The 19,047-nt window shown below is 42.1% G+C and carries 16 protein-coding genes and 1 tRNA gene; 3 read left to right on the top strand and 14 right to left on the bottom strand.

What is annotated here, in order from left to right; genetic code table 11:
• Both INT03_RS01605 and uvrB read right to left on the bottom strand, forming a co-directional pair.
• The coding region (locus INT03_RS01605) for an AbiH family protein (RefSeq protein WP_226951661.1) at positions 1 to 700 on the bottom strand (700 nt) is incomplete at its 3' end.
• 88 nt (positions 701 to 788) lie between these two features.
• Positions 789 to 2,900, bottom strand: coding sequence for an excinuclease ABC subunit UvrB (uvrB, locus tag INT03_RS01600; protein ID WP_025652097.1), 2,112 nt, complete (start codon positions 2,898 to 2,900; stop codon positions 789 to 791).
• 371 nt (positions 2,901 to 3,271) lie between these two features.
• Between uvrB and dps the strand changes: the two genes are divergently transcribed.
• On the top strand, positions 3,272 to 3,754 hold the full coding sequence (gene dps / locus INT03_RS01595) for a DNA starvation/stationary phase protection protein Dps (protein WP_045451268.1): 483 nt from the start codon (positions 3,272 to 3,274) through the stop codon (positions 3,752 to 3,754).
• Positions 3,755 to 3,931: 177 nt separating this feature from the next.
• Here dps and INT03_RS01590 read toward each other — a convergent pair whose 3' ends face one another.
• From INT03_RS01590 to INT03_RS01555, 8 genes are all read right to left on the bottom strand, one after another.
• The gene (locus INT03_RS01590; protein ID WP_193007307.1) at positions 3,932 to 4,639 is read right to left on the bottom strand and encodes a DUF2059 domain-containing protein; all 708 of its coding nucleotides are present in this window, start codon (positions 4,637 to 4,639) and stop codon (positions 3,932 to 3,934) included.
• A 15-nt stretch (positions 4,640 to 4,654) separates the two neighbouring features.
• A complete protein-coding gene (locus INT03_RS01585; RefSeq protein WP_193007306.1) occupies positions 4,655 to 5,776 on the bottom strand; it encodes a cation diffusion facilitator family transporter in 1,122 nt (373 codons plus the stop codon).
• Between the two features lie 104 nt (positions 5,777 to 5,880).
• Positions 5,881 to 6,426, bottom strand: coding sequence for an acyl-CoA thioesterase (locus INT03_RS01580; RefSeq protein WP_045451264.1), 546 nt, complete (start codon positions 6,424 to 6,426; stop codon positions 5,881 to 5,883).
• Between the two features lie 126 nt (positions 6,427 to 6,552).
• Positions 6,553 to 6,963 (bottom strand): DUF2177 family protein, encoded by a 411-nt coding sequence (locus INT03_RS01575; RefSeq protein WP_193007305.1) that lies wholly within the window; start codon positions 6,961 to 6,963, stop codon positions 6,553 to 6,555.
• Between the two features lie 86 nt (positions 6,964 to 7,049).
• The gene (locus tag INT03_RS01570; RefSeq protein ID WP_193007304.1) at positions 7,050 to 8,543 is read right to left on the bottom strand and encodes an SAM-dependent methyltransferase; all 1,494 of its coding nucleotides are present in this window, start codon (positions 8,541 to 8,543) and stop codon (positions 7,050 to 7,052) included.
• Between the two features lie 83 nt (positions 8,544 to 8,626).
• The gene (locus INT03_RS01565; protein WP_193007303.1) at positions 8,627 to 9,607 is read right to left on the bottom strand and encodes a DUF1365 domain-containing protein; all 981 of its coding nucleotides are present in this window, start codon (positions 9,605 to 9,607) and stop codon (positions 8,627 to 8,629) included.
• A gap of 41 nt (positions 9,608 to 9,648) precedes the next feature.
• A complete protein-coding gene (locus INT03_RS01560; protein WP_193007302.1) occupies positions 9,649 to 11,385 on the bottom strand; it encodes an NAD(P)/FAD-dependent oxidoreductase in 1,737 nt (578 codons plus the stop codon).
• 66 nt (positions 11,386 to 11,451) lie between these two features.
• Complete coding sequence (locus tag INT03_RS01555) at positions 11,452 to 12,189, bottom strand: SDR family NAD(P)-dependent oxidoreductase (RefSeq protein WP_193007301.1); 738 nt, start codon at positions 12,187 to 12,189, stop codon at positions 11,452 to 11,454.
• A 541-nt stretch (positions 12,190 to 12,730) separates the two neighbouring features.
• Between INT03_RS01555 and INT03_RS01550 the strand changes: the two genes are divergently transcribed.
• On the top strand, positions 12,731 to 13,933 hold the full coding sequence (locus tag INT03_RS01550) for a pyridoxal phosphate-dependent aminotransferase (protein ID WP_193007300.1): 1,203 nt from the start codon (positions 12,731 to 12,733) through the stop codon (positions 13,931 to 13,933).
• Between the two features lie 300 nt (positions 13,934 to 14,233).
• Positions 14,234 to 14,309, top strand: a tRNA-Asn gene (locus tag INT03_RS01545).
• 259 nt (positions 14,310 to 14,568) lie between these two features.
• Here INT03_RS01545 and icmH read toward each other — a convergent pair.
• From icmH to INT03_RS01525, 4 genes are all read right to left on the bottom strand, one after another.
• Complete coding sequence (gene icmH / locus INT03_RS01540) at positions 14,569 to 15,381, bottom strand: type IVB secretion system protein IcmH/DotU (protein WP_060491495.1); 813 nt, start codon at positions 15,379 to 15,381, stop codon at positions 14,569 to 14,571.
• 114 nt (positions 15,382 to 15,495) lie between these two features.
• A complete protein-coding gene (gene tssK / locus INT03_RS01535; protein WP_193007299.1) occupies positions 15,496 to 16,842 on the bottom strand; it encodes a type VI secretion system baseplate subunit TssK in 1,347 nt (448 codons plus the stop codon).
• A 9-nt stretch (positions 16,843 to 16,851) separates the two neighbouring features.
• Positions 16,852 to 17,538 carry a hypothetical protein gene (locus INT03_RS01530; RefSeq protein ID WP_193007298.1) on the bottom strand — a complete coding sequence of 229 codons (687 nt, stop codon included), beginning with the start codon at positions 17,536 to 17,538 and terminating at the stop codon, positions 16,852 to 16,854.
• A gap of 31 nt (positions 17,539 to 17,569) precedes the next feature.
• Complete coding sequence (locus INT03_RS01525; RefSeq protein ID WP_226950379.1) at positions 17,570 to 18,619, bottom strand: M15 family metallopeptidase; 1,050 nt, start codon at positions 18,617 to 18,619, stop codon at positions 17,570 to 17,572.
• Between the last annotated feature and the right edge of the window lie 428 nt (positions 18,620 to 19,047).

Below are 19,047 nucleotides of genomic sequence, written 5' to 3'. Positions count from 1 at the left end.
GAATGTTGAGTCTCCGACAATCCCGGGGCGGTTCATAATCTTTGAGTGTTAACCTTTTAGATTCTTGCCTTACATAATTAAGGTGTCTTCCAGACTTATTTTCTACTTCATAGGTAATATGCCCATATACGTGCTTTAAAACTCCAAAACTTTTAAGTAAATTTATAAAATAGTTCACCTTGAGACCAGTTTGGTTTAGCAATCTCCAATCAAATATTTTTTCATTATCAAGGATTTTCTCTATGTTTACATCTGGTTCAGTACTTGGATACATACTGTTTAAATTATCTGAAATAGTACTAGTGTTAAAATCAATATTAAAAATAAAATCAAAAGATAGGAGGCTGTTTTCTATCTCATTCTCAAAATCAATCCATGTATCTACATCGGTCAAATGATGCTTAAAATGCTGAAACCAACCATTATTTATTAACTTCTCTTGCAAATCATTTACAGTATCAATCGATAACCTCAAATCATCTGTTTTATACAACTCCCTAGTCTTTGTAAAAAAATCTTTGTCTCTATTGGAACACTCACCTGAGATATATTTCTGAAACAAGTCATCAAAACCAAGTTGTTTTTCTTCTTCGCAAGATTCCACAACCATCATTGCATCCATAAAATGCACATAAGCAGTTGGTAGATAATGTGCTAAATCAAAGCCATTACCCAGTACAAATATTCTTTTAGTGTCCAATTTTTATTCTCCTTTTTATAATCCAAAAAGAAGGCGAGCTAACTATCTGTTAACCCGCCTACTGTTTTTATATTCTAAGCCTTACCATCTAAATCAAATGCGCCTTTAACTCTAGCACTTTATCACGCGTTTTTGCAGCATCTTCAAACTTCAAATCACGCGACATCTGCTTCATGAGCTTTTCAAGACGATTGATTTCTTTCGCCAGCAAATCAGGACTGCGTAAGATACTAATATCGACATCAGGTAGATTGCTCTTGATAGGAATCACTTGATTGTCATTGGCATTCTGATCGTCACCCGTATCGATTTTATCAGTAATACTGCGACGCGCCCCTTTTGGTGTGATGTTGTGTTCAAGGTTAAATGCCACTTGTTTTTCACGGCGACGGTCGGTCTCGTCTATCGCCTTTTGCATACTGTTGGTAATACGATCAGCATAAAGGATAGCCTTACCATTGATATGGCGCGCAGCACGACCGATGGTCTGAATAAGTGCACGCTCAGAACGCAAAAAGCCTTCTTTATCGGCATCAAATATCGCGACCAATGACACTTCTGGCATATCTAACCCTTCACGCAATAGGTTAATACCGACCAACACATCATGCACGCCTGTACGTAACTCATGAATGATCTGCATACGCTCAACGGTATCGATGTCCGAGTGCAGATAGGCAACTTTGACATCGTATTCTTTTAGATAACTGGTCAAATCCTCTGACATGCGCTTGGTCAACGTGGTAATCAGCACGCGCTCATCTTTTTCTCGGCGCTTAGTAATCTCTGATAACACATCATCGACCTGCGTCAATACAGGACGAATCTCAATCTCAGGATCAATCAAACCCGTTGGACGCACGACTTGCTCGACCACTTGCTCGCTGTGTTCAAGCTCATACAATGCAGGCGTGGCACTGACATAAATCGTTTTTGGCTTGATACGCTCCCACTCTTCAAACTTCATCGGACGGTTGTTCATCGCACTTGGCAAACGAAAGCCATAATTGACCAAGTTCTCTTTACGTGATCTATCGCCTTTATACATTGCACCGATTTGCGAAACAGTGACATGTGACTCATCAAGGAACAGCAGTGCGTCTTCTGGAATATAGTCAAATAAGGTCGGCGGCGCTTCCCCTGATGGACGACCAGAGAGATGCTGCGAATAGTTTTCAATACCGTTGCAGTAGCCGAGCTGCTGAATCATCTCAAGATCATACTGGGTACGCTCTTTAAGACGCTGTGCTTCAATCAGTTTATTGTTTTCACGGAAATACTCCAAACGCGGCTCAAGCTCAGCCCGAATCGTATGACTGGCAGCTTCCAGTTTATTACGCGGCGTCACATAGTGCGACTTTGGATAAATAGTAATACGCGGCACGCTACGTACCGTCTTACCTGTCAATGGATCAAACCAAGTAATTTTCTCCACTTCATTATCAAATAAATGCACACGTACCGCCAGCTGCTCAGACTCCGCAGGATAAATATCTAGCAGCTCGCCACGCAGCCGATACGTACCGCGTCCAAAGTCTAGCTCATTGCGCGTATATTGCATTTCAACAAGACGTTTAATGGTAGCAGTGCGATCAATTTTGTCCCCAACGACGACGTGCAGCAGCATTTTTAAATAACTTTCTGGATCACCCAAACCATAAATGCACGAGACCGAGGCGACGATAATTGCATCACGGCGCTCTAGGAGTGCTCGCGTCGCTGACAGACGCATCTGATCGATATGATCATTAATAGCGCTGTCTTTTTCGATAAAGGTGTCACTTGCCGCGACATAGGCTTCCGGCTGATAATAGTCATAATAACTGACGAAATACTCAACGGCATTGTTTGGAAAAAATGACTTAAACTCACCATATAACTGCGCGGCAAGCGTTTTGTTATGTGCCATGATAATGGTTGGACGCTGCGTCTCAGAGATGACCTTTGCCATGGTATAGGTCTTACCCGAACCCGTTACACCCAGTAGTAACTGCTCATCCATGCCAGAATTAATACCGTTGACGAGCTTTTCAATCGCTTGCGGTTGATCGCCTGCTGGCTCAAATTCGGTAACCATCTCAAAAGCACGACTTGATATTTGCGTCCCAGACGCATTGACACCACTAATTTCAGCTTCGCCCTGTAGCTGAGTGGCCAATTGGTTTAACTGACGCGACGAGCGCGGTTCAGGCATTCGCATAATGGCTTTCTTCTTCTGAAGGTTTATAACAATGTGGGGTCTAAGCTAGGGTTTTTAAAGGTAATTAAGGGTTTTATCTTGTCATCTTCTCTTACAATATTGGCATCTAGATATGACGTCACACGCCCTATTTATAACGAATAAATAGTACCTTCGTTATAAAAAACGCACACAGCAACTACTAAATTTACAAAGCTTTTCATGATTAACAAACTCATTACACGACCACCTAATAAAGCCTAACGCTTGAGGCTTTCAATCTTCATTTAAGCTGCTATTATTTATAACGAATCAACAAGTAGTTCATAAGTAAGATACCAATAACAACAAATGAGATTTTCATTAAAATAATACACATAATGGAGTAGAACATGAGAGAACGTTACGCAAGTGGAATAGATGATGCAACCGCAAAGAAAATGATCGACTTATTGAACGCTAATCTAGCGAATCTCATTGATTTGAGTATGGACAGTAAGCAATGTCATTGGAATTTGCAAGGTACTGGCTTTATCGGTGTGCATCAGTTATTAGATGATACCTATGGTCGCTTGACTGAAGCTTATGATACGGTTGCTGAGCGTATTGTTATCCTTGGCGGTAAAGCCAATGGTATCTCTAAACGTGTCGTTGAGGACTCTATCCTCGAGACTTACCCTACTGATATCACTGAAGTCGATCAGCATGTTCGTGAGCTTACCAATCGCTATAAGACCATTGCGGCATCATTGCGTGAAGGGATTGATGCTGCTGGTGATGCGGGTGACGAAGATACCGCTGACCTATTAACGGAAATAAGCCGTACTGTCGATAAAGATGCATGGTTCATCGGTGCCAATGCACCAAAGAAATAACATCTTTGTACCTAAACCAGTTATACCAATAAAACAGGTATATCAATAAGATAGTCCATATCAGCAAAAAAGGTCACTTTTATAGTGACCTTTTTTGTGTGTACTAATTTATGTGTAATAACTTTAAGATTCGCGTTCAGAGACGGGCTTTAAAGTAGCTAAATTGTCAGTTATTAGTTAAAAAACACCTTGGATTATTTGTTGCATCTGCGGTAAAAGCTCACCCAGCTGCGCCTCTGTCTCACTGGTATCGTCAGGCAAAGATTGCTTTAGAAATGCAGCTGTAATCTGTGGTTGTTTCGACAAGATACTTTGACCCATCACCGTATCATAAAAATCAATTTGAGCATCAACTTCCGCTTGCGTATAGTAAGTTTTTGCTGCGTTAATATATGCTTGCGTCAACGTCTGCTTGTCAGTAGCATTGCCTATACCATTGGTCATTATCTTGGCATATTGACCTAGCACTTTTTGAATCTGCTCTTGTAGCGCCTGTTGGCGTTTATTTAAGTTACCATCACCTACTGACTCAGTACGATTTTGCGTTTGTACATTGATAGCATTAATAGCCGCTTGTTGCCCGTTAACGATAGATTCTATTTGCTCATCAATGTGCATCACTTCCATCAGCTTAACGATAGACGTATCTGTTGGGGAAATATTATTATTCATAAAAGCGGTATTGTTAATAGAAGCGCTATTCGCACTTATTCTATTGATACTTACGCTTTGCTGTTGAGCAGACCCATTATGAATTACCAGCTCAGCCTGTGCTTGAGTCAGACTGGCTACTGCGCTAATAGTGACAACGGCCATACTTAATGAGCGAACCATGAGTGAACGCCCAACAGGGCTCTCTATAGCAGACTGAAGACTTAGTTTCATATTAGTTTCTCTTTATCAGGCATCTTGGTTATAACTATTGGGTAAGCTCAAAGTTTCGGCATTGGGTACAGATAATGTCAGGATAGCTTCCTGAAATAAAGGATTCGCACGGAACTGACTTTCAATAATTTCGAATTTTTGGGCAATCTCTTTTTCTTTTTGATTACCAGCGATATCGACTGCCGCCACCATAAATATCTTTTTGGGTCCCACCCACTCCAAATGTAAGTACGACACACTATCTATATCTGGATGATTGAGTAACTCGCTCAATGCATAGCCATGTATCCTCTCTGATACTTTATAACCGACCAAAAAGTCACGGTTACGGCTAATTAAAAAGATGGCTACCGCACCCAATAATATTCCGACAATGATAGAGCCGAGCGCATCCCAAAACGGCTGTCCCGTATAAGCATGCATACCCATGGCAGCAGCAGCGACAACCAAGCCAATGACAGCTGCCAAGTCTTCAAAGAATACGCCACGTAAAGTTGGGTTTGACGTATCGACCACATAGCCAATGGCGCTGACATTTATCGCTTCACCATGCTTTTTACTTTGTAAGTAAGCTTGCCCTAATGAAAACCCTTCGAGCACAAACGCAATCGCCAATACAATGAAACCGATGGTATAGTTGGTCTCGCTTTCCGCAGCATTCCACTCGGTGATACCAGTATAAATGGAGACAATCGAACCTGCCATAAAGACACCAAAAGCGGCAATCATCGACCAGACATAAGCTTCTTTGCCATAGCCGAGGGGATGGCTTTCATCAGCAGGTTTGATCGCCTTTTTCTCGGCGACGATTAATAAGGTACCGTTACCTGCATCTGCCCACGAATGCGCTGACTCTGCGATCATAGAAGCAGAACCCGTCATAAATGCTGCTACCGTTTTGGCAATCGCAATGATAATGTTGGCTCCAACGGCAATTAATACCGTTACCAATGAAGCGGAATGTTGCTTGTCTTTATTAGTGGTCGACTTAGCAGAACCGTCTAATACAGAACGAGAATCACTATCAGAAGTGGTATCTTTAATGAGCGTACCAGTGCCTCGAGCACGACTATTATGCGGCGCTGACTGATGAGAAACAGGAGTGTGTGACTCGGCTTCCGATGGTTTTAAGCTCATAATAATCTCGATATAGGCTTTTTGAACGCAGATATATATATTTAACCAGATTAATAGACCGTATATTGAAAGCCGTTTAACTGACTATACAAGGTCTATTTGTCTTAACGATCATGAAGATTAGCCAGCTCACCAATCATATCTCCTATATCACAACTGGGTCGATGCGAGCTTTCCAGACGCAGGTTTTTACGCTCTAGTGCGGCATCAGCGCGGCATTGCTGCATGGGATTTTTGATATCAAGTGGCGGCGCAGGTGTGGGCTTGCCATTATCATCGATAGCGACCATCGTAAAATAGCAGCTGTTGGTATGGCGTACAGTACGGGCTCGAACATCTTCTGCTTCGACGCGAATGCCGACCTCCATCGAAGTATTCCCCACATAGTTGACACTTGCCGCAAAGGTAACCAATTCGCCAACATATATAGGCTCACGAAACATCACTTGGTCAACAGACAGCGTCACCACATAATTACCGCTATAGCGACTGGCGCAAGCGTAAGCGACTTGATCTAACATCTTAAGCAAATCACCACCATGCACATTGCCAATAAAATTTGCCATATCAGGCGTCATGAGTATCGACATATATAGCTCATGATTTAACGGGGCTTTTTTGGCAGTCGAGCTGGTATTGTATTGCGGCATAAAAATCCTTGAATGGTTTAACACTTATTTATAATAGGTATCATTTATACAGTAGCTCACAAGAGAGCACAAACGGCCCTCTGTCATTGAATGGTCTAGGTTATGTAAACCTTAAACTATTTAACTTTAGCTCAACCAATGAAAGCGATAAGCAAGCCAAGCGACAATGGCGCTCACTGAACCTGTCAAGATGCCGCCCCAAGCAAAATCGACCAACGCTGTGTCCAGTGTAAAACCTTTGTACAACGCTAAACTGGTAAAGTCATAAGTACCGTAAGCCATCAGCCCTATCAAGCCGCCAAGCAAGAAGATATGACCAATCGAAGTGCCTGCTTTGATTTGTGGATATAAAATCAAGATACAGAGAGCCAGTAGATAAAACATATAGAACACGCCAGCAGCAATCATGTTTGGCTCATCGGCAAGCAGATGCCCGATACGTTTTTCATAAAATAAGCCAGTCATGGTCTTAAGCCAAACTGCGTCAATACCCAAAAATATAATCACAGCAGCCAGATATACAAATACATAACCCATAATCACATCCTTTTAATTAGCATTTTTTCATTCCAGCTTGTTTCCGTCGTCGCTTGTTAAGACACAGCTTGTTAAGACACCACTTATTAAAACACGATATTTTGTTTGGAGGCATCTTGGCTATCACTATTGGCATTACCACTCTCATCAGAATTCATAATATCGTGAATCAGGCGGCTGCTTTGCTCATCGGTGAGAGTATCATGAGAAGACAAATCGGAAAAATGCATCACATCAATATTATCTGGCTTCACTGCGGTCAACTGTACCACGCCGATAGTACGCTCTAAAAATCCACCTTCGCAGTAGCAAAAGTAAAACTCCCATAGGCGAATAAAGGCATCATCATAACCAAGCCCTTTAATTTCTTCACGCTGCGCCATAAACGCCGCACGCCAATCGCGCAAGGTATGGGCATAGTCGAAACCGTAATCATGTAATTGCTTGATGACCATGTCGGTTTGTTCAGTAAACTGATTGTTTAGCTCTTGATTAGAAAGTAAACAACCACTGGGGAAAATGTGCGTCTGGATAAAATCGACTGAATTAACATAATCTTGGTAGTTTTGATCATTAAAGGTAATCGCTTGCAGCACCATCAGCCCTGTGGGTTTGAGCAAGCTATTACATTTGGCAAAAAACGTCGGCAAGTACTCGTGTCCAACGGCTTCAATCATCTCGATGCTGACTAGCTTGTCGTACTGCCCCGTCAGCTCACGGTAATCTTGCCTCAGCAGTGTAATTTTATCAGACAGCCCTGCCGCTTTGACTCGGCGCTGCGCTTCATCATACTGGGCGTCAGAGATGGTCGTCGTCGTTATGTGACAGCCATAATGTGTGGCGGCATAAATAGCAAAACCGCCCCATCCTGTTCCAATTTCTATCACATGATCATCAGGCGTCAATTGTAATCGCTGGCAAATGAGCGACAGCTTATGCTGCTGCGCTGCGCTCAGTGATACATCAGGCGTACGATATACTGCTGCTGAATACATCATCGTATCGTCCAAAAACCGCTGATACATATCATTGCCCAAGTCATAATGCGCTAAAATATTGGACTTGGCGCCAGACTTATCATTACTACGTAGCCGATGTTTCGCCTTTTCAAAGGCCTTACTCACGCCTGCAAAGCGACTTTCTAATTTATTCAACACCGCCAAGTTACGTGCTGCCAACCGAATCAATCCTGTCAAATCGTTCGTATCCCACTCACCATTAATATAACTGTCCGCTAGCGCAATAGATCCGCCAAGCAACAGCTGCCGATAGACAGCAGGGTCGTGAATCATCAAGGTGACGTGTAGTGAATGGCGACCAACTGCCGAACTGCTCGCGACAGTATCGGAAACTTTACCAAAGCTAACGGTATTAGGTGCTTGTGCGCTGAATGCTTCGACTATAGTCAGGCTACCAAACTGTATATGCGCTAATGCGCGAAATATAAGCTTTCTTGCCACCTGATTCATTCCCGCACTGACGGGCTGAAAAATGGCGCTCTCATTAACGACCTTACTCATCTGTGTGGTCAATGTCCCTAATGTCGAAACGGGTGCTCGGTTGGTTGGTCGTGCTGACATCGTATATTCGTCCTTGTTTAAATGCTCTATGCTTGAGCGTTAAGCTGATAAATATCTTTAACTGTTCTTTAGCCCTTCAATAATCAAAGAATCTCTTTTGGAGTCGGTGCTTTGTTCTGTTGGCTATCGGCCAGTTTTTCATCATAATGAATATAAGGCACTTTTTTAATCGCATAAAGCTTGAAAGCATGCCAATAAATACGGCTTATAGAGGTCATATTCATTAGCGGATTTTTTCGCAGACTATTTCGAATCATTGTTGCGGTCATTGGAACGCCAGCCATTTTTATACCCGTTTTTAATACCTCACCGCGCTCATCGCTGATATCAATAGCAATACGAACTTGCAAGCAATTATCTGGCTGTTGCTTTACCTTAACCTGCCAACGATATAGCTGATCGATCGGGTTAAAAGGTGATACATGAAAATCTTTATCATGACAAAATTCAGTATCCACGCCATTGAGTGCAAACCCATAATAATGACGCTTATCCCATGGTGTATTAGAGACTTCAGCCAATAAGTGTGAAGGTATCTGCTGCTCATCAAAACCTAAGTAAAAATTAACTGGGCTAAAATACATACCAGCATTACGGCAAACGAGCATACCAATAATACCGCCTGTTGGTGCACTACCCGCTTGCTCAATAAACGCTTGGCTTAAGCGATGATTAAGTGCTTGAATAGGATTTGAACAATAATTATCATGATTATCACTAATTGAGCAATTACTTAGGCTATTTGATTCTTGTAAAGGTAGCCCCTGTAAATAATCATCAGGACAAAACTGCTGCAAGGCTTTTTTCTTTGCGGAAAATAATGGCAATCCTTTGGTCAGTCCCCCTTTTGAAAGCAGCCTTCTTACAATCTTATTTTTGCCACCAATACCTGTGCTTACTTCCGGCAGTTCCTGTCCTATAGCTAATGCGCTGATATTGATGCCCCAATAACGATATGGGTACGCAAATTTATGTACACTTGGCAGTAACCGACTGTGCCAAGTCGTCCCATGAAATAACTGATGGGGTAACAGCTTATTAGGCGTGTCGGTTTCAATAGACATAGCATTCTCTTCAATAGTGTTCGTTGATCTCACTCCCAAAATCACTGCACTTTACGGCGACCAAATAAACTGCGTTTTTTATGTTGGTTTGTATCACCAGCAGCGGCACTCTGTAAGCGCTCAGCATACTCAACCAGCTCCTGATTGGTCGTCGCAGTAATAACTTGACGCTTATTAAGTGCGCGCAATTTGGTATCCGCCTTTACCGGCAGGTCTTTATAACGAAACGGCGTATGTGCGCTCTCGGCATCAGGCAGATGAGTCGGATCAACCTCGTCCTTTATCGCAATATCATGACCGAGCGCCTGACAGACACGTAGACCACTACGCACGCCATCTTCATGAAAACCATTAAACCAATAGGCCCCGCAAAAATGCGTGTGCAAGCCGTTACCAGAGATACTTGACCATTTGGTTTGAGCATCAATCATCGCTAAATCAAACACTGGATGGCTATAATCGATGCGCTTAATGACTTGCTTATCATCCACACTTTTACTAGCAGTTGCTGGATTCAGCGTAACCAAATAATTGTGCTTTTTGGTCAGGCGTTGCAAAATATTCATATGATAAGTCAGCACTGGTTTTGCTGATATTTGCGATTTTTCAGTATGATTTTCAGCAGCTGATTGTCGCGCAGTTTTATTCGAGAGATTCTCATCTATCAGATAATTCCAGCTGGCCCATGCCAATGGCTTGTTCGGCAGCACACTGATATCGGTATGCAGTACGGCGGTATTTTTGGTAAAACGGAAGTGACTCAGTACCTCAGACTCATCAGTACTGGCATCTTTTAGAATCTTTAACGCAGTATCTGCATGACAAGCAAAAACAACTTCATCGAATACAAGATTCTCGATAGTGTTATCAGCACTACCTTTATTTTGAACCGTCAATAATACCTGATCGCCATCACGAACCACAGACTGTACTGGGCTATTTACTCTCACCTTACCGCCCGCTTTGATAAATCGCGGAATCAATTTATTAACGTATTGTTTTGAGCCACCTTTGATCGTAAACCACTGCGGACGATTGACCACATCGAGCAAACCATGATTGTCAAAGAACTGCGCAAAAAACACCAATGGGAAATCTTGCACTTCATCCAGACTGGTTGACCAAATAGCAGAAACCATCGGCAGTAGATAGTTATCGGTAAACAGCTGACCATACTTCTGCTGTGTGAGATAGTCACCTAGGGTTTGCTCAGTAAAAATGCTGACATCTTGCCCTTGAGTACGTGCCATTTCGTAGTCTTGGCGTAGCTGCTTGATATGCTTATTGAACTGTAAAATATCTTTGATGAATCGCCAAAACTTTGGATTGAGGACATTCTTACGCTGCGACAATAACGTATTGAGTGTATGGCCATTATATTCAAAATGGCGCGCTGTATTCTTTACCGAAAAGCTCATGTCAGTCGATTGAAACGGCACTTGCAACTCATGAAGTAGACGAAAGAAATTGGGATAAGTACGCTCATTAAAGACGATAAACCCAGTATCTATAGCACTGCTCTCTACATTGCTACTCTTTGCTTTTTTGCCATCTTGTAGCGCGACATCGATGGTATTTACATGCCCACCGATATAATCATTAGCCTCGAATACCGTTACTTCATGTTGTGCCACCAGATAATGAGCACAGGTCAGGCCAGACACCCCCGAGCCGATAATGGCGATACGTTTTTGCGCTGACTGATAGTCTGAATCCTTTACTGTATTGTCGTTGGCTATTTTTTGGTTATTTGCACGCTTGAAACGAATAAACGGCATAAAAGCATTCCCTTCTATATTTTTGCTGTTTTTATAGTGGATAATATTTTTGTTGATAATGATAAATTACTTTTTATTGAGCTTTTCACTGACTTGTTGCCATACCAAATCTGGCAATGTACCCAGCGCCTTTAACGGTAAAGTGAGCTTTTTGGGAAATTCGATAACATCATGCCCACTCTCTATTCCATCGCGGATGGCTTGGCTTGCCTGCGCTGTTGTCTGGATAAACGGCATAGGGAAATCATTCTGTTTGGTCATAGGCGTTTCAACAAAACCCGGTACGACCAAGCTCACCGACACATCATGCGGTGCAAGGCTAATTTGCAAAGTTTTCATTAGGTAATGGATGGCAGCCTTTGAGCTTCCATAAGCTTCGGCACGAGCAAATGGCACATAAGCAGATGCTGAACCAATGCCCACCAAGCGACCTTTTGAGGCGATTAGTTTTGGCAATATCCCTTTGATAGCATGTGACAACGTACCCATATTTACCGACATCACTTTCATAAAAGAGGCGCTATCGAAGTTTGGCATGTCCAAATATTCGCACATGCCAGCGCCACAAATCGCCAAATCAACCTCTTCAATTTTTTCAAAAGCATCGATAACTTTATCTCGATCCATGAGATCTAAGTCAACCGTTTCTGCGCCTAATGACTCAAGCGCAGCCAATGCCCTATCGTCTCGACCAACAGCATAGACATGATGACCGTCTAGTAGATAGTCTTTTGCCAATTGATTGCCAATACCAGACGTCGCGCCAGTAATAAGTATATGTAATTTCTTAGTAGAGTCAGTCATCGTAAACGTCCTTTTATTTGTGCTGATAGTACACAACTTCCCATGCATTCAGGTGTCAAATACTTGCTTATCATCTTTAGTCAGCTGATGGCATTAACCTTTTTTTATTAAGGTATCATCCATTTTATTTATTAAATCTAAACAATCATAGCGCAAGGCTATCGATTTATTGTTGTGGTTTCGCAATCAATGCGTCTCTTAATTGACTGGACCTGTTTACTCTCGCGCACTGGAAAAATTGCTCTTAGGTCTGTCGTTTTATGTTACTAGCCTTATAAGACAGCCTAATTACGGCATGCTACAATACTAAAAATCAAAAATATATTTGAATTAAAGGGCTGATTAGTCAACGTATTTATCATGAAAATATCCAACCTGTTAAAAGCGCTTGTCTTTATTAACGGTTATTTATTTTCAAAAATCAACTTCCATTGCGACAGTTTTTGAAGCTGCCTGATATCGTGTCCTAATAACATCTCAAACGTTATACAATTAATGATAGTGCTTCACCAATCCCACTCCACTATAAAAAGGATCTCTCATGAGCGAATTGCAACTCTCTGACCGCGTCAACAACATCAAGCCATCGCCTACGCTAGCGATTACCAATAAAGCCAAAGAGCTAAAAGCAGCTGGTAAAGACATAATCGGTCTGGGTGCGGGTGAACCTGATTTTGATACGCCAGAGCACATCAAAAAAGCAGCCATCGATGCCATTAATGACGGTTTTACCAAATACACCGCTGTCGATGGTACGCCAGAGCTCAAAAAAGCCATCATAGAAAAATTCAAGCGTGACAACGATATCAGCTATGAGCCAAACGAAATCCTAGTATCGGTCGGTGGTAAACAATCATTTTTTAACCTTGCGCAAGCCTTTATCAATCCAGGTGATGAAGTCATCATTCCAGCACCTTACTGGGTCAGCTATCCTGACATGGTCATCATTGCAGAAGGTGTGCCAGTCATCGTCAAATGCCCTGCTGAGCAAGATTTCAAAATCACCGCTGAGCAGTTAGAAGACGCCATCACTGACAAAACCAAAATGCTGGTACTAAACAGCCCCTCTAACCCAACAGGTATGATTTACACGTTGGATGAGCTAAAAGCCATCGCTGACGTGCTGAGAAAGCACCCACAAGTTTATGTTGTTTCAGATGACATGTATGAACACATCCGCTGGACGGGCGATAAGTTCTACAATATTTTGAATGCCGCACCTGAGCTAAAAGAACGGGCAATTATTTTAAATGGCGTGTCAAAAGCATATGCGATGACTGGCTGGCGTATTGGTTATGCTGGTGGCCCTGCCAAGCTGATTGGGGCAATGAAAAAAGTACAATCACAGTCAACCTCATGCCCAACATCGATCAGCCAAGTTGCTGCTGAAGCCGCTATCAGTGGTGATCAAAGCGTGCTCACGCCGATGGTAGAAGCCTTTGAAAAGCGTTGTGATCTAGTCGTTGATGGTTTGAACGCGATTAAAGGTATTACCTGCCTGCGTCCTGATGGCGCTTTCTACGTCTATCCTGACATCAAACCACTCATCAAAGCCGCTGGTCTGTCATCATGTACTGAATTTTCAGCATGGTTGTTAGAGAAAGTTGGCATAGCAGTGGTGCCTGGTGACGCCTTTGGTCTTGGTGGCTATATGCGCATCTCTTACGCAACTGATGAAGCAACGCTAAAAGACGCCTTATCACGTATCGAAAAAGCGGTGGCTGATCTAGACGTTGCTGAATAAAGACTAAACAGCCACTGTCTTAAAATTACTACGCTTAAGTATGTGCTTAGAAATTTGCTTATAAATGAAGACGCCACCTATCCCTTTATGTGGCGTCTTTTTATTCATCTCACAATTGGGAGTTTTTTTGGCAAAAAACCTCGAAAAAAGCCTTATCCCCTTATTAAAATAATTATCTTTGATAATTATGCAAAAAAGGCTTGACGTATTTTTTATTTTTGCTAGAATACGCCCCACTTAGCAAGAACTCGTTAGAGGCTTCTAAGGCTCGTTGTAAGGTTTTAAACACTTGCAGCTTATTCTCCAATAGCTCAGTTGGTAGAGCAACGGACTGTTAATCCGTGTGTCCCTGGTTCGAGCCCAGGTTGGAGAGCCACATTTTAGTTGTAAATTTCTTGAATTATCTTTAATTCAATTATGGCATTTGCCAAAACCCTCATCTCTTTGATGAGGGTTTTTTTATAGCTGCTATTCTTATTGGCATGAAGAAACTTATATAAAGCTCAGTAGAAAAATAAGTAGCCAACGATATAACAACCATTACCTTGCTGTCCTAACAGTTTTTATTTCAGCACAACGTATGCAGCTGAAATAAAAACTGTTAAAGAAGTTAGCATTTAAAGTAAGGAAAATAATTAAGGTAGGAAAATTGAGATATGAGCTTGCTCTTTGTTTTCTTGAATCACATTGTCGTATGCTGACAGCTGCTCATTCGAGAAACTATTGGTAAATTGCCACATGGTCGCAAATATCGCGGTTAACAACACTGCCATGACTGTGAGTATGACCCATAGTGGCGTTTCGCTCGTGAGCGTGTGTTTGATTTGGTCGGGTATCGCCCAAAAAGGCGAAAACTCGTTCTTATTACCCCTTAGATGCTCAATTTCATCCCCTAAGCGTGAGATAAGATAACGAATTTTCTCTGGTGCCTCTAAACGATACTTCCCTTGAAAGCCAAGCAGCATCGCATAGTGATAGACCTCCAGAGCAGGCAGACGCCTCTCTCCTTGCTCGCGTAGCCCATCTAAACGCTCAAAGAACTCATTACCAGCAATTTGTGAGCCAAATAAATCCAGCTGCAAAGGATTTAGCTCCCAAGCATCTTTGAGAGTTTGAAACTCTGGCTCTTGCGAGGTCATGATGGTCTCATCAATCAACGCACAATACGCATACTTAGCTTCATGGATATCTTCTGACAGAAATCCTTTTTTGCGCGCATTCATCTCGAATTTATCTAAGAAATCATATATTTTTTGACGAAATTGACGCGGCTCAGTGCTGAAATAATGATTGCGCAATAAAAACACCAAATAAAAGCCGTCATACATGATGTCTACCAGCGACTGACTACTGATACGCTTATCTAGACCAGTTGCTGAGACCTTTGAAGCCACTTCGCCTGAATCTAACAACGAAGGTGCAGAACCCATTGAATTATTCCCTGACATGATTATTCCTAATGCTTATTATTTCAAATACTATTGAGGGCGTGTCCTCAAAATGAGAGCGCGCCCTAGTGCATACTCATCTTGCAACCTCAGCACCTCTAGAGACAAAAAGAACTACTGTACGATAGCCATTAGCTCTATTTTTAAATCATCAAAGCCATTGGGCACATAAATACAGATAGATTCAGATTTGAGCATTTCGTCATATAGCTCGCCTACCGGTTCGATGGTGAAGTAGCTAAAGCCTGGTCTCACTGGTATCGCACTGGGTACTTGGCTGACATGTGAAATAGAAGAGCCTGGCAGCGCTGACAACACACGTTTCTCTACTGAGTCAGGCGTCGCAATTTTAAATCGGCGTGGTACGATGTCGATGAGCTCGTGCATCGGCAATGATGAGCTAACAGACAGATACAGCTGTGAGCCACGCGTGATCTTGTCACTACTTAGCTCGCCTGTATAATAAGATGGCTTATTCTGACGTAATGGAATCGAAATAAAGTTACTGGCAATGACAGTATTGAGTAGCTCACGAATAATCAAAATAATACTAACAAATGAGTCATTGGCATTATCGTGATGATAAGAAGGTAAGTCGCCCACCTTATATAATGAGCTAAAAGTAGCCAATTGGCTGGCGACATTTAATAATGCTTCATAAAGGCGTTCTGGATGTAGTTTGGCATTATTATATAGATGACTGAGCTGAGAGTATGCGGTATTTAGCGTATGCAATAGCCAAAAAGAGGCAATATCCGAGGAGCGAAACTCCAGTAAGTCATTGTTTGACTGACGATGATGGTCATACAGCGACGTAGACTTGGTATTAATCATCGTCATCAAACGATATACGTGACCAACAAGCGCAGGGTTACTCGTAATATGCACACTTGGGACGATATAATCATCATCGACTTGATAGACGCCTTGAGTGTTAAGCACGAGCTTGGCTACCAATAAGGACACGGTATCTTGGCTAGGCGCTTGCGCAGAATGGCTTAATTGCAAACTTGGCGACAGTTTAATCACGTCAATGACTGCTTCAGCCGCTTGGCTATATAGATCTTGTGCCTCAATAGCGCCCCTTGCATAGCGTGTTGGGTTGTCACTACGATCCGTCTGTATATTGCTGCCGCCACTATGGACAATCTCTAAACTCAAAAATACGAAAACTTCATCGCCATTGTCTTGGGTATCTAAGGTAATGGCTTTGGGTAAGGTGTCAGTACGAGGCGCATGATATATCGTACCATCGGGCAATACCGCATAAATACTTTGAAAGCTTAGTAAATTGCTTTCCAAAAGTTGCTTATCAATCTGAACATCAGATACGCCATAAGCATAAGGATGCACCAGCATCATACTCAAAGCTCGTTGCGAGTCATGATAAGTGTCTTGAATCTGAAAATGTTGGGGTCGCAAAAACAACCCTTCTCTCCATAATACCCTGTGTTTACTCAAGACAATCTCCTAAGAACAGCTGACTAGTGGCTGCTGATAATATTTAAGTTTGGTGGTAAATGTAGGTGCCAGTGCTGGGTCAACACCTTCAGTAATGCTGACATCGCATCCACCAATATTGATCGCCAGTGGCGTATCAAAATTGAGACTGGCAAGTGGGATAAGAAACTGTGAACGTTTTTTGGTATATCTCAGCCCCACTTTAATAGCGATGAAGCGCGCGTCTTGCGGAATGTTCACGGTCAGACTGCTCTCACGATTTGGGATAATACTGATCTCTTTGGCCGCCAGCGCTTCAATATCCGTAAACTGACTCTCCTCCTCCAAAAATGCGATATAGGCAGTACTTGCTGTGCCTACTTTGGTACGTCCTGCATTGGCATTAGTGGTGGGTTTAATATTTAGAGTAATCTGCTGACGCTTCAGTTTTTCTTGTAATGCTTGCTGCTCAGCACTCATGGTCGCTAGCTGCTGTTGCTGCAGTTCTAGCTGTGCTTTTAGACTTTGCAAATCGGCACTATTTTTGCCATTATCAACGATATGGCTCATGGCATCTATAATAGGAGGCTCGCCTGCCAATGCTGATACCTTGTCATTTGACTTACTCAATTTATCAGTGCTGCATCCGGCGATCGCACCACTTAGCAAGCAAGTAGCAGCGATTAATGATACTGGCAATATCATACATTTATTCATACTTTCAGTTTACCTTAGCTTTTTATTATCATTATTGACTGGTCAAAATCTCAGCCATTTCTGGGCGACCGAGCACGCCTTTTTTGCGCAGCTCGACATGCCCAAGATCCATCATGCGCCAATCACCACCCCACACAAGTCCGGCAGATTTGGCTACTTTACCATATAATTTATAGCCTCGCATTGCCCAAGGATCCTTTTCGCTTATGACAATTTTACCATTTCTGATAAAGGCGCTATCGCCTGCTAAACCAAACTGATGATAGCTCTTATATGATCCTGCCTTCGTTACATGAGTCCCTTTTTTCAATAGTCTTGCTTGCCTTGCAGGGCTACGATAGCCTTCTAATAGCACCATGTCATAGCCATATTGGTCACTCATTACTTTATACACAGTCAACAGCCGTTGAACAAAATCTGAGTTCATTTTTTGCCAATTACGGTCAGCATTCTTAATATTGATATGACCGTTGTTTAGATGTGTAGCCAACATGTCACCTGAATAGCCAGTGCTATTATCTTGCGTGTTTAAGTCAGACAAATCAGGCTCAGGGAGCATGAGCGGTCTATCAGTCTGAGGTATATTTGTCTGATTATCCGGCCAATACCCTTCCTCTGTCTTGTCAGCTTGATAGCTTGCAACCTCAGCTTCTAGTTCAGCAAACAGCTCCTCTGGCGGAGGCGACGGTGGACGCAGACGCTCTCCTATGAGTAGTTGACTGATTTGCAAATTTGTCGTGCTAGCCACGGTATCATTGGCATGATAAACCTCCAGAGAATGATTGGTAATCAGGGCATAACACAATCCAACCGTTGCCATGACAATCAAAAAAGACAATGCCGATATCACTGGAATACGAGAAACATCTATATCTGAAATAAAACGAATAAACTGCTTGATACGATAATGAAATACCTTCTTTGGTGTCTTTATTGATGGACGCTTGAATTTTAGGCTAGGCAATCGATGAAAAAACACCATTACTTTATCTAATAGTCGCCCACATAGCTGCCGATCAAAAAGTATGACCATCATGAGGATAGAGAGCAATGTAAAGACCGATACAGTCAAGTAAATCATAAGCAAGAGTCATAGACAGTTGAGACGATAAAAACAAAATAATAATAAACAGGCGTTGATAATTACGATTTCGTCAGTATTATATAGACAAATCATCCCCTTTTAAAATAAAGCTAACTTAATTGCACTAATTTTTATTTATTGCTATCCATTAGCTTATCTATAGACAGCTTAAAAATACCATTTCATTATAAAAATTTACTTAATAATGCTTAGAAGGCTTACTGGTTATCGATTTTATAGTTTAACAACGTTTTCAAAGCGATTCCTATCATTACAATCGAATCATAAAAAAGACAAATAAAACCCCACTCTCAACTTCGAAAGTGATTGAAAAAAGAAGAGCACCTCACTAATCTATTGTTTTCGACCAAGAATACAATGGAGTTGTGAGATGCCCATAGACGAATTTATCATCAATATCTATT

The organism is Psychrobacter sp. PG1 (genome assembly GCF_014897815.1).
GTDB lineage: Bacteria > Pseudomonadota > Gammaproteobacteria > Pseudomonadales > Moraxellaceae > Psychrobacter.
This window is presented reverse-complemented; position numbering and strand designations above follow the sequence as displayed.